Origin of the sequence: Mesonia algae (assembly GCF_003253545.1) — a bacterium.
Lineage (GTDB): Bacteria > Bacteroidota > Bacteroidia > Flavobacteriales > Flavobacteriaceae > Mesonia > Mesonia algae.
On the sequence record NZ_QKYV01000004.1, the window covers coordinates 167,167 to 180,574 of the forward strand.

The following is a 13,408-nucleotide window of genomic DNA, read 5'->3' on the forward strand; positions in this document are numbered from 1 at the left end:
AATACTTATTTTAGTTTGGGGCTTTATCATAAAGTTGATCAATAAGGCTTAACTCTTTTTTACTGTATGCTATTAATTCCGTAAAGAATAAAGAAAACTCATGTTCTAGTTCTTCATAAAATTCTTCTAACTCAACTATAGATTCGTGTAAAGGAACACGATGTTTTATACGATGATTCATTTGTGCTAATATGCCCTCAATTCCGTTTACGGAAGCATAACTTAACAACCAGTTTTGTTCTACCATATAAGGATAAAAACGTTGCACATTTTTAGGTAAGATTTCAAAATGAGTTTGAAGTAATTCATAAAAAGAATTCACGTAATCACTCAACGGAATGTTAGAGTAAGATTTCCAATTTTTAGCCAGAAAATGATCGTAGATCACATCCATTAATACCGTATTGTAATGACCGTATTTTTCAAAAAAACGATGAGCACTTTTAAAAACAATAGGGTGTGAATCTGTAAAACTATCTATTTTTCGATGCAATAAAATACCTTTTTGCATTTCTACAGGGAGGCTTTTGTATTTTTTTCCTTTAATAGAATCGGCTGCAAAATTTCCTATTTGCACTAAATCTCGGTCCTGAGAAAGGTAGATGTGAGCTAAAAAATTCATGGTTCTAAAGTAAGCTTAATAATAACTTTAAACAAGGCTTTTGTGGCAGATGTATTTGCACTTATATTTGTAATCTAATTAAATCAATCATTGTATGACATTAATCAAATCAATATCAGGAATTAGAGGAACCATTGGCGGGAATGTAGGAGATAATTTAACCCCAATAGATGCAGTTAAATTTGCTTCGGCATACGGTACTTGGATTAAACAGCAGACCAATAAAGACCAATATCGAGTTGTGGTAGGAAGAGATGCGAGAATTTCTGGTGAGATGATTCAGCAATTGGTAATGAATACTTTGGTAGGTTTGGGAATACACGTTATAGATTTAGGACTTTCTACAACACCAACGGTAGAAATGGCTGTGCCTATGGAGCACGCCGATGGCGGAATTATTTTAACCGCAAGTCATAACCCTAAACAATGGAATGCCTTAAAACTGTTAGACCAAAAAGGAGAATTTCTTAACGGAAAAGAAGGAGCTAAAATTTTAGAAATTGCAGAAAGTAATTCTATCGCTTTCGCGGAAGTAGATGATCTTGGTAAAATTAGTGTAAACGATGCTTACATAGATTTGCATATAGAAGAAACCTTAGACCTAGATTTAGTCGATGCTGAAGCTGTAAAAAATGCAAAACTAAAAGTGGTGGTAGATGGCGTTAACTCTACAGGAGGTATTGCAATCCCAAGAATTTTAGAAGAATTGGGAGTTGAGGTAGTAAAACTTTATTGTGAACCCACAGGTGATTTTCCTCATAACCCAGAACCTTTAAAAGAACATTTGGGAGACATTTGCGAGCTAGTAGTAAAAGAAAATGCCGATTTAGGAATTGTGGTAGATCCAGATGTAGACCGTCTTGCTTTTATAGATGAAAAAGGAAATATGTTTGGAGAAGAATATACTTTAGTCGCTGTAGCCGATTATATTTTAGGTAAAAAAGGAGGAAATACTGTAAGTAACCTTTCTTCTTCACGTGCTTTAAGAGACGTAACCGAAAAACACGGAGGTTCTTATCAAGCTAGCGCTGTTGGAGAGGTAAATGTGGTGCAACTTATGAAAGATACCAACGCAATTATTGGTGGTGAAGGAAACGGTGGTATTATCTTGCCAGAACTACATTATGGTAGAGATAGTTTAGTGGGAGTAGCTTTATTCTTAACCTATTTGGCAGAAAAAGATATGACGGTTTCGGCTTTACGAGAAACCTATCCTGCTTATTTTATGAGTAAAAATAAAATAGAGCTTACGCCAGAATTAGATGTAGATCGTATTTTAGAAGAAATGGGCACAAAATATGTTTCTGAAGAGGTTTCTACAGTAGATGGTGTTAAAATTGATTTTCCTGAAAACTGGGTGCATTTGAGAAAATCTAATACAGAGCCTATTATAAGAATTTATACCGAAGCTAAATCTCAAGATGAAGCTACGCAGTTAGCAGATAAAATTATTGCAGAAATTAAAGCTATTGCAGGATTGTAATAAATTAGCAAACATAATCTATAAAAATGCCCATCATATCGTTTTAATAGATGGGCATTTTGTTTTTTATATTTTAAGTAAACCTTAAAAATCTTTCTTTTGATGTTTCCAACGTTTATGCGTCCAAAGGTAAAATTCGGGTTGGTTTCTAATTTGCTTTTCTAACTCATTGAAAAAGGAAGTGGTGATTTCAAAATCTTCTGTTTCTTTTGGGTTTTCCGCTAAGGGAAGTAGTGTAGCTTCATAAAAACCACGTTTTACTTTTTCTACTTTTAAATATAAAACAGCAAAATCTAATTTTTTTGCCATCGCTTCCGAACCATTAAAAACAGGAGTTTCCGTTCCCATAAAGTTAGTCCAATTCTTAACAGTGTTCTTTTTAGGAGATTGATCGGAAATCATATAATAACTAGAAGAAATTGCATCTCTCTTATTTCTAAGCATCGTCGGGATTACTTCTCTGCTGCTAATTAAAGTGGTGCCTAAATTGGCACGAATATCTTTAATTAACTTGTCAAAATATTGGTTTTTTATCTTTTTATAAATCGCATAACCTTTATTTTTGGTTTTGTAAAAATTAATGGCTGTTGCCCATTCGTAGCTAGCGTAATGACCACACATTACTATAATTCCGGCAGATTGTTCTTCTAAACGTTGGAGCTCTTCAATATTTTTATAGACAAATCTTTCTTTTAGTTGTTTTTCAGAAATAGATAAGGTTTTTATCATTTCTAAAAACATATCGCACATATGGTGATAGAAAGCTTTTTCAATTTTCTTTAACTCTTCAGTAGACTTGTTAGGGAAACATAACTCTAAATTGCCTCTAACTACTTTTTTTCGATACCCAATTAAATAGTAAACAACCACATATATAAAGTCAGAAAACAGATAAAATAAAGGAAAAGGTAGTTTTGAGACTAACCACAATAAGGGATAAGCGATATAAAAAACAAATTTGCGCATAGTAAAAATTATGTGCAAATATAAAACTTAAATCTAAAATTTTATTTGGAACACCAGTTAGTTTTTCTAGATAATACAAACCAAATTCTAATAAATTTTATGTCATAAAAGCTTAGGTAATCTTAGGATTAGAAATAGGCTTTTTGTAAAGTTATAGTATATTTGAATAGTAATAAATACAACTTATGGGAGATATAGAAATCATTACTTTAGTGATTATAGCGATTAATTCAATCGTTTCATTTAAAGGTTTCAACGATCAGGTTTTCTTTGAAAAATATAAATTTGATATTGGGCGAATTAAGGCGGGAGAAAAAATACGTTTTTTTACATCGGGATTTTTACATGTAGATATTACACATTTATTTGTAAATATGTTGACTTTATATTTTTTTGCAAATGTGGTGATCTACAATATGGGAGCTGCTCAATTTCTTATAATTTATTTAGGTAGTTTATTATTAGGGAATCTCTTAGCTTATTTCTTTCACAAAGATGAACCTTTTTATACTGCTGTTGGTGCAAGTGGAGCAGTTATGGGAGTATTATACTCCGCTATTTTATTACAGCCCGATATGATGCTAGGCTTATTCTTTATTATTCCTATTCCTGCCTATGTATTTGGGATAGGTTATTTATTATATACCATTTACGGAATGAAAAATAGACAAGATAATATTGGTCACGATGCTCATTTTGGAGGCGCCATGGGAGGGTATTTTATTACTTTAGTATTATCTCCTTGGATATTTACCGAGCACTTAATGATGGTTTTTTTATTGCTTATACCAATTGTGACTTTATTTATTCTGAAAAAAACTGATAAAATTTAAAATTTGGTATTCTTCTTGAAAGCTAATTAACAAACAGAAAAATAAAAACTATGAAAAAACTAATTTTTAGTATTTTAATGCTAGCAGCTGCAACAACATTTGCACAAACAGAACCAACTGGTGTTTTGGTAGTAGGAGAAGGAACTGTTATGGCAGCTCCAGACGAAGTGAACTTAAACATTAGAGTGGAACACGAAGGGAACAGTGCAGAAGAGGTGAAAAATGCGGTGGACAAGGATGTAAGAAACGTCTTCAAGTTTTTAAAGAAAAGCGGAATTGATGACAAGTATATTCGTACCGAATATTTAAATGTAAATAAGAACTATCAATACCAAACGAAAACCTACAATTATGTAGCCAACCAAGCGATATCAATTAAATTGAAAGATCTAAATAAATATGAAAAAGTGATTTCTGGTTTATTGGCAACAGGTATTAATAGAATAGACGGAATTCAATTTGGCGCTTCTAATATAGATGAACTTAAAACTCAAGCTAGAAAAAAAGCCATGCAAAATGCTAAAGCTAAAGCGGAATTATATGTAAATGAATTAAATTCTAAACTAGGATCTGTAGCTTATATTTCAGAAGTTGGTTCTTCTCAGCCTTATCCAGTAGCTTATAAGTCTATGGCGATGGACAGTGCAGAAAGCGGTGGAGGAGAATCTCCAAGTATTGCTATGGGGGAGATGGAAGTTAAAGTAAAAGTGAACGTAAGGTTTCATATTCTTTCCCAGTCATAAGAACCACAATACAGTTACCATAATAAAATAAAAAATCCCTGTTGAAGAACGGGGATTTTTATTTTGTTTAAAATTAAGCTTAATCTAATAACTCAGCAATTTTATCATCTAGCATTTTACCTCTTAAGTTTTTGGCTATAATCGTTCCGTTTTCATCTAAAATAAACGTAGCAGGAATAGATCTTACTTTATAAAGCTTAGCGATAGGCTCATTCCAATATTCTAGGTTAGATACATGTTGCCAAGTTAATTTATCATCTTCTATAGCTTTTAACCATTTATCTTTTTGTGATGCCTTATCTAAAGAAACACCAATAATATTTAAACCTTTATCGTGGTATTCATTATAAAGTTTTACCACATTAGGATTTTCAATTCTACAAGGCTTACACCAAGAAGCCCAAAAGTCTATGATAGTAATTTTTCCTAACGCATCATTTAAAGAAAGATCCTTTCCTTCAGGAGTTTTTGCGGTGAAGTTAGGCGCTTTAGATCCGATAGAAATATTCTTATTAGTTTCTAAATATTGCTGAATTTTTTTTCCAGATGGAGAATTTTTTGCTTTTTCAGATAAAGAATTATATAAAGCTTGTTTATCTGCATTAGGATTAATATTCATTCCAATCATATCAGAAAGAACTAAAATAGAAACCAATGAATTAGGATTATCTTTTATAAGCTTTTCTCTATATTCATTCTCTTGTTTAGTTAATCTTGCTCTTTCTTCTTGAAGAGATTGAGCCATTTGAGGATCATTTCTTAGATTAGGATCTCTAAATTTTTTCCCCAATTCATTTGCTTTTTCTCCTTGTTCTCCAATAAAAGTTAAATAATCAGATAACAATTGCTGATTTTTACCACCTTTTAATTTAGAGTTTCTTAAACTGTCTTTATAGATTGTAGCGTCTATCTTTTCATTTTCGTTAATAAATAAAACATTTCCCTGAACGTTTCCCTCTAAGCTAAGAATACTTAAGGTTTGATAATCTGCTTCTTCAAGATCAAAACTAAAATTCCCATTTTTTACAGTTGCAGTATCAACGGCTTTAGGAGCACCTTCATCAGTCATAGCAGAATAGTATACTTTTGTACCATCTTGGACATCAATTTTAGCCGTTAAAACAGGCTTGGTATCAGTTTCATTTTGACAAGCTACAAGCGTGGTTAAAGCTATAGTTAAAACTAGAAATTTTTTCATTTGATTATATAATTTGATTTCCTGCAAAAATAATTAACTTGCTTTAGATAACGGGCAGTTTAAGCTAAAATATTGTTAATTTAAAGTATTTTGTTTTACTTTATATGGGAGTAAGCTTAATTTGTTAAATCAATATTGTATAGATGAAAAATAAGTCAGAAGATTTACCATTTAGAATAAAAGTAAGCTTCCAAAAAGTGATAGAAGCTTATAAGGAAAGATATAAAACAGAAGATAAAAAATTAGCAAAAAAATATTTAGAAGATTTATTAGAGTACATACAAGAGTTTCCAGAATTAAGTGATGGTATAGAAAATGTTGAAGAAATAGAAAAATATGACGAACCTATACAAATTCTATTAGATGATATATTTCCAAACGTATTAACTAATAATGAAATAAAAGCAGCAACTGTTCCTAAATATGATATTGTATTAAGTCAAACCAATCGCTTTAAAGAGATTATTAATAATGCGGGAGAAGGTTTTGAATTTAGAATACGAAACTTTGAAAATGAATTTGATTACATAAGAGGGTGTCTATTGATACTTAAAAATTTCTATAAATATGATATAGATTTTTCAAGACCTCTTTATTATGATATTCCAGAAAAAGGAGGAATTACAAAAAATTATAGGTTAGCTGTAAATGCAGATTTTGTAAGTTTTGAAAAAACAGAAACGGCTTTAGAGGTAACCGAAGAAGATGTAGATGTTTTAATACAAAATACAGACAATATTGAGTTGTGGAAAGAGAAATTCCCTCCTCATAGTTGGATATTTAAAGGCTTTATTTTACTTAATTTAACAGATGTTACTGTAGATGATGGAATATCTGATTTAAAGACTGAGCTTTTAAATAATAATGTTCCTGAAGATAAAAATATGGATGGAATGTTAGAGATATTTAGATCTATTTATAGGATTCCAGATTTAGAGATAGGTTTTACCATGTTTGAAGACACTCTACACGAGTTCTATAACATGAAAAAAGGGTTAATTAAAAGCTATATCTTAGATAATAAATCTACATTTGATTGTAAAAATATACTTTGTGAATCTGCATATGATTCGCTAATCAATAAACAAAGTTACTTTGTCATTGCCAACGTAGAGAATTATGCGCGTAAAAATCCTGAGGTCTTATTAGCACAAAACCTATTAGCAAACAATGTAAAAAGTTGTATTCTAGCACCAATTTCTAAAAATAACAATTTATTAGGAGTTTTAGAACTGGTTTCATTTAGAAAAAATGAACTCAACAATATAAATGCAATCAAGCTTGAAGATGTTCTTCCTTATATTGTCACTGCCGTGGAAAGAAATAAAACCGACTTTGAGAATAGAGTAAAAGCGGTGATACAAAGTGAATGTACCTCTATACACCCGAGTGTACTTTGGGTTTTTGAAGAAGAAGCCAAACGATTTATTGAAGATTTAGATTCAGATGGTGTTTCTTCCTTTAGAGATATTGCATTTAGAGACATTTATCCGTTATATGGACAAATAGATATTGTGGGCTCTTCAGAAGAAAGAAATAACGCTATTCAAAAAGATCTCTTAAGTCAGTTAAATTCTATTTTAGTCATCATAAATGAGGCTTACGATATTGAGCCTATTCCTATTTATGAACAAATGAAATTTAGAATAGAAGAATTCAGTAAAGATCTCAAGGAAAATCTGAATGCTTCTAGTGAGCAAAAGATTATAAATTTCATATACAAGGAGCTAAATCCGCTTATAGAACATTTGGAGCATAAATCTGATAGTCTAAAAAGCAAAGTAGAGGAATACGAGAAAAATTTAGATCCTAAAACGGGAGTGATTTACGATCAACGAAAAAATTATGATGATACGGTACAAAGAATTAACCGTACACTATCTCGTTACTTAGATCGAAAACAAGCTGATGCTCAAAAAATATATCCTCATTATTTTGAAAGGTATAAAACAGATGGAGTAGATCATAATATGTATATAGGTAGTGATATGGTTAAAAATAAACCTTTTAGTGAGGTTTATTTATTTAACTTAAGACTTTGGCAGTTACAAGTAATGTGCGAAATGGAAAATAGATTCTACAACGTACAAGAAAATATGCCTTTAAAGTTAGACGCTGCTTCGCTAATTCTTGTTTTTAGTTCTACTTTATCTATTCGATATAGAATGGATGAGAAAAAGTTTGATGTAGATGGTACTTACAATGCAAGATATGAAATTATTAAAAAGAGAATTGATAAGGCCTATATTAAAGATACTGAAGAAAGAGTAACTCAAAAAGGTAAAATTGCCATTGTATACTCTCAAAAATCTGACGAAAGAGAGTATTTAAGATATATTAAATACCTACAAAAGAAAAATTATTTAGGTGATCAATTAGAATTATTAGAGTTAGAAGACGTGCAAGGAGTCGTAGGGTTACGAGCGATAAGAATTAATGTCCTCTACAAATCTGATGATAAACAAGAAAATATATCTTACGAAAATCTAATGAAAGAATTACATCATTAAAAAAAAAGCTCTTCGATTAAGAAGAGCTTTTTTATTTAATAATTTTTTTAAACAGACCAAAAAGCAATGACAAAACTAATAACCGATATAATAATACCTGTCATAAATATGGTGTAAGTCCATCGTAAAAGATTGTATTTTCTATTTAAGACAATACCTAATAAATACAAATCTTTTGTCAAGGCCTCATATACGTAATCTTTATCTTTTAAAATTTCGTCAATCGCCCATTTATATTGGTCGAATGGCATTTTATGAAAATTTCCGAAGAATAAAATATTCACATCTCTATTTCTTACTTGTTCTTTCGTGAACTCGCCGCTTGTTACATTAGGTCGAGTAGACATAATGGATAGAATAATAGAAGCCACACTAAAACAAACCAGCACCAATGTAGGCATCATCAAGTGGCGATTAGATGCCGCATCTAGCTTAGGAATAATATTAGCTAAAGCAAGCGAAATTATAATAGCATTTACAGAAAGAAGGATGTTGGCTTTGGTATCTGCAATATCACTTAGTTTAATATGGTTTCTTAACGTAGTCCTATATAGAGTTTGGATACTCCTTTCGGGATTATCATTTTTATATTTAGCTTTATATTTAGCTTTCGCTTTTTCTTTATCATACTTCTTAGAAAGTTTTTTCTGACTTTCCAAAATTGAAAGTAGATTTTCATCTTTTTTAGGTTTCCATTTCTCTATAGCATATGGAGTGTAATAACGATGTTTTTCGGTAAAAAGTTTAATGTTTTCTTCTACCCATTCATTCGTAGAAAAATTACGAATCTTCTGAATTTTAAGTTCCTGTCTTAAAAACTCACTAGTTTCATCAAAATATTCTTTCGATAAATGCGAAGAATCTGCATCCTTAATAATTTTTTCAGGCAAGGTTTCTGGTATGGCCAACATTCTCGTAGTAGAAATGTATTTGACCACCATCTCTATGATTTCTTTATCTACATTTTCTTCAGTTAAAAAGTCTTTAGCAATTTTTACACTTTCTTCTTCATGCCCTTCAGATTTAACCGTATAGCCAGTGTCATGAAGCCAAGCAGCTAGTAATAACGCTCGTTCTTCTTTAACATTTATTTCGGAATTTTCAATTAATTCTTTAGTACTTTTAACCACCCTTTGCGTGTGGTTATAGTTGTGATATATAAAAGTATTTGGTAGTTTTTCAGTAAATAATTGAAGAACAAATTTGTCTACTTTTTCTAAAATATCGGCCATAGGTTTATATTAAATGTCTTGCAAATTACAAAAAATCAAAGTTGATTTATTATTTATGAAGAAAAATAACATAGTTCTAACAATTATAGCTGCACTTGTCATGTTGGGTTGTGCTTCTTTCGAACCTAAGTATAAAGATGAAGATGCTCAAAAGGCAATTATTTATCCCGATCAAAAAGAGTTAGAGCACCGTTTTTTTCTTTTAGGTGATGCAGGATATTCTCAAGCAGGTGGAACTTCTTTAGGAATCTTAGCATTTAAATCTATGTTAGATTCTATGCCGTCTAAAAATTCAACTACTATATTTTTAGGAGATAATATTTATCCCGCAGGGATGCCTCAAGAAGGAGATCCGTTAAGGACGCAGTCAGAATATAGAATTGATGCCCAATTGGATGCTTTAGAAAATTACGATGGAAATATTATTTTTATTCCCGGTAATCACGATTGGTACGACGAAGGAATTAATGGTTTAGAAGAACAGAAAGATTATATAGAAAAGCATTTAAAGAAAAATAATGTATGGGCACCAAATTCGGGTTGCGGATTTGAAGTTAGAGATGTTTCTGAAGGTTTAGCTATAATTATTATTGATTCTCAATGGTTCTTAGAAGATTGGGATGAAAATCCTACCATAAACGATAATTGTCCAGAGATAAAAACTCGTGAAGCAATGTTGTTAGAATTTGCCAATGAGTTAAAGAAGAATGAAAATAAAAACGTCGTAGTAGCCTTACATCATCCTTTATTTACCAATGGTGTACACGGAGGTAATTATCATTTAAATAGACACTTATATCCTTCTCAAAAAAAAATTCCTTTACCTGTTTTAGGGTCTTTAGCTATGTTGATAAGAACCACGGGAGGAGTTTCCATTCAAGATGCACAAAACCAGCGCTACAAAAATATGGTAGATAGATTGTCTACCGCAGCAGCTGGATACGATAATGTCATGTTTGTATCTGGTCACGAACACAATTTACAATACAATGTAGAAGGGAACATTCATCAAATTATCTCGGGATCTGGTTCTAAAGAATCTTATGCTAGCTTAAGAAACAACGGAGTTTTCGCTTATCCAGGACAGGGTTTTGCTATTTATGATGTGTTTAAAGATGGTTCAACGTGGGTTAAATTTTATAAAAGTGTTAATAATAAACCGGTGTTAATGTTTCAGCAGGAAATATTTGAGCCTAAAAAAGAATTTGATTTCGTTCCTCTTATTTCCGATAAAATCTACACTCCTTATATCAAAGCTTCAATTTATGAACAAGAAGAAGCAGAAAAAGGAGTGGTGTACAAAAGTATTTTTGGTAATCAATATAGAAATCTTTACGGAAAAAAAATAAAAGCACCTGTTGCCTATCTAGACACTTTATATGGAGGTCTAGAAGTTATTAGAGCTGGAGGAGGTCACCAAACTAGATCTTTAAGGTTAAAAGATAAAAAAGGTAGAGATTACAATCTTAGAGCACTTAAAAAAAGTGCTTTGCAGTTATTACAGACTGTAGCGTTTAAAGATGAAGAAGTTGGAGAAGATTTTGAAAATACCTTAGCGGAAAAAGCGATTCAAGATTTTTATACTGCAGCACATCCCTATGCGTTTATGGTAGTGCCAGATCTATCTGAAGCCATTAATATATATCATACCAATCCACAAATTTTTTATGTTCCCAAGCAACAAGCCTTAAAAGACTACAATGAAGACTATGGGGATGAACTTTATATGTTGGTAGAAAGACCAGAAGAAGGTTGGATGGATTCTGATAAGTTTGGAAGCCCTAATGAAGATATAGAAAGTACTTCAGGTTTGTTTGAGCGTTTGCGAAGAGATGAAGAATATCATTTAGATGAAGCAACCTATATTAGAGCAAGAGTTTTTGATATGTTATTAGGAGACTGGGATAGGCACCAAGATCAATGGCGTTGGTCTGAGTTTGAAGATGAAGAAGGAAATAAAACTTTTAAGCCTATACCAAGAGATCGAGATCAAGTTTTTTCAAATTTTGACGGAGCTTTCTTTGCTACCTTAAGAGGAATATCGGGTTTTGGAAATCAATTTAGTACCTACGGCGAAAATATTGGCGATATCGAATGGTTTAACTCTTCTGTAGTAGGATTAGATAGAGCATTACTTCAGAATAAAGGAAAAGAAGAATGGTTAAAACAAGCAAAATATGTTCAAGAAAATATTACCGATGAAGTAATTGAAAAAGCTTTTTCTAAACTTCCAGAAGAAATTTTGGTTGAAGAATCTACAGCAAAATTAAAATCTGATTTAAAGGCGAGAAGAGGGAACATTGTGAACATAGCAGAAAAATACTATGACTACTTTGCCAAATTAGCCATCGTTACTGCAACAGATAAAGATGATTTTATAGATATTACAAGGCTAGAAGATGGTAGTGCAAATATTTCTATCTATCGAAATATAAAAGGAAATCGTAAATACATAGTGAGCAACAAGACTTATTCAAAAAAGGAAACCAAAGAAATTTGGATTTATGGTTTGGATGATGATGATGTCTTTAATGTAGTAGGGGAGTCTAATCACTATATTCCAATTAAGATCATTGGAGGACAAAATAATGACATTTTTAAAATTAAAAATGGAAAAGGAATCACAGTCTATGATTATAAGTCTAAACCAAATACGATAGACGAGATTGGGGACGCCAAACTAAGACTTACAGATAAGTATGCAGTAAATATTTATAATAAAGATAAAAAAATATCTTCTTCTACTTCAATTTTACCAGGACTAGGTTACAATCCAGATGATGGATTTAAAATAGGAGTACAAGCAGTGCTTACCAACAATCGTTTTAATAGAAACCCTTTTACTTCTCAACATAAGATTGGAATAGCATATTATTTTGCCTACGATGGTTTTGATGTTAGTTATGAAGGCCAATTTGCAAACGCTATTGGCAACTTTAATTTTGCTGTCGAAGGACATTATACCAGCAATAATTATGCAACTAACTTTTTTGGATTTGGGAATGAGACTACCAATTTTGCCGAAAATGGATGGTCTTATGATTACAATCGTGTAAAAATAAATAGAATAGGTGTAGAGGCAGGATTAAAACAAGCGACACCATTTGGTAGTTATTTTGAGTATATGCTCTCTTTTGAAACTGTAAATTTAGAAGAATCTTCAAATAGGTATGTAACCGACATATATGATGCCGAAGATGATGAATTCTTTGAAAGAAAATATTTTGCAGGAGCTCACGGTACGTATAAATACGAAAGTTATGATGATGAAATAAACCCTACGAGAGGGATGGATTTTGAGTTTACCCTTGGCGGAAAAATAAACACTACAGAAACTAAAAATTCTTATGCGTATATAAAACCACATTTAGAGTTTTATAATTCTATATCGAGAAATAGAAAATGGGTAATAAATACTCACGTAGATTCTCAAATAAATATAGGAAATGATTATGAGTTTTATCAAGCAGCTCAATTAGGAGGAGAAACGGGACTTAGAGGGTATAGAAATGAAAGATTCTCAGGACAAAGATCATTCTCAACCGGAGCAGATTTAAGATATAGTTTTAATCAAATTAAAACACGTTTCTTACCATTTCAAATTGGAGTTTTTGCCGGTGGAGATTTAGGAAGAGTGTGGTTAGATGGAGAAGGTAGTAAGCAATGGCACAGCGACTATGGTGGAGGTATTTTTGTGAACAGTGCTCAATCTATTAATGGAAAGTTTAATATGTTTAACGGAGAAGATGGCTGGCGTTTTAGTTTTGGATTCGGATTTAAATTTTAATTCCGTAAAGCTAATTGAAGTGAATATTTTAAGT

9 protein-coding genes are annotated in these 13,408 nt (G+C 31.5%); 5 read left to right on the plus strand and 4 right to left on the minus strand.

Annotated elements, in window-relative coordinates:
- Positions 1-10 precede the first annotated feature (10 nt).
- Positions 11-622, minus strand: coding sequence for an acyl carrier protein phosphodiesterase (locus LX95_RS08155; protein ID WP_111540952.1), 612 nt, complete (start codon positions 620-622; stop codon positions 11-13).
- Between the two features lie 94 nt (positions 623-716).
- On the opposite strand from LX95_RS08155, the gene glmM reads away from it, so the two are divergent.
- The gene (gene glmM / locus LX95_RS08160) at positions 717-2,105 is read left to right on the plus strand and encodes a phosphoglucosamine mutase (RefSeq protein ID WP_111540953.1); all 1,389 of its coding nucleotides are present in this window, start codon (positions 717-719) and stop codon (positions 2,103-2,105) included.
- Between the two features lie 84 nt (positions 2,106-2,189).
- Here the strand turns inward: glmM and LX95_RS08165 are convergent, their stop codons facing one another.
- The gene (locus LX95_RS08165) at positions 2,190-3,071 is read right to left on the minus strand and encodes a lysophospholipid acyltransferase family protein (RefSeq protein WP_111540954.1); all 882 of its coding nucleotides are present in this window, start codon (positions 3,069-3,071) and stop codon (positions 2,190-2,192) included.
- 185 nt (positions 3,072-3,256) lie between these two features.
- Between LX95_RS08165 and LX95_RS08170 the strand changes: the two genes are divergently transcribed.
- Positions 3,257-3,904: a rhomboid family intramembrane serine protease gene (locus LX95_RS08170; protein ID WP_111540955.1), complete on the plus strand. Its 648-nt coding sequence runs from the start codon at positions 3,257-3,259 to the stop codon at positions 3,902-3,904.
- A gap of 50 nt (positions 3,905-3,954) precedes the next feature.
- A complete protein-coding gene (locus LX95_RS08175) occupies positions 3,955-4,647 on the plus strand; it encodes an SIMPL domain-containing protein (RefSeq protein ID WP_245924743.1) in 693 nt (230 codons plus the stop codon).
- A 79-nt stretch (positions 4,648-4,726) separates the two neighbouring features.
- On the opposite strand, the gene LX95_RS08180 is transcribed toward LX95_RS08175, so the two are convergent.
- Positions 4,727-5,845, minus strand: a complete 1,119-nt coding sequence (locus tag LX95_RS08180) for a TlpA disulfide reductase family protein (protein WP_111540957.1) — start codon at positions 5,843-5,845, stop codon at positions 4,727-4,729.
- A 143-nt stretch (positions 5,846-5,988) separates the two neighbouring features.
- Here LX95_RS08180 and LX95_RS08185 point away from each other — a divergent pair, with 143 nt between their 5' ends.
- Positions 5,989-8,355, plus strand: a complete 2,367-nt coding sequence (locus tag LX95_RS08185) for a GAF domain-containing protein (RefSeq protein WP_111540958.1) — start codon at positions 5,989-5,991, stop codon at positions 8,353-8,355.
- Between the two features lie 47 nt (positions 8,356-8,402).
- On the opposite strand, the gene LX95_RS08190 is transcribed toward LX95_RS08185, so the two are convergent.
- Positions 8,403-9,587 (minus strand): Pycsar system effector family protein, encoded by a 1,185-nt coding sequence (locus LX95_RS08190; RefSeq protein ID WP_111540959.1) that lies wholly within the window; start codon positions 9,585-9,587, stop codon positions 8,403-8,405.
- Positions 9,588-9,642: 55 nt separating this feature from the next.
- Between LX95_RS08190 and LX95_RS08195 the strand changes: the two genes are divergently transcribed.
- On the plus strand, positions 9,643-13,374 hold the full coding sequence (locus LX95_RS08195; protein WP_111541159.1) for a metallophosphoesterase: 3,732 nt from the start codon (positions 9,643-9,645) through the stop codon (positions 13,372-13,374).
- Positions 13,375-13,408 lie beyond the last annotated feature (34 nt).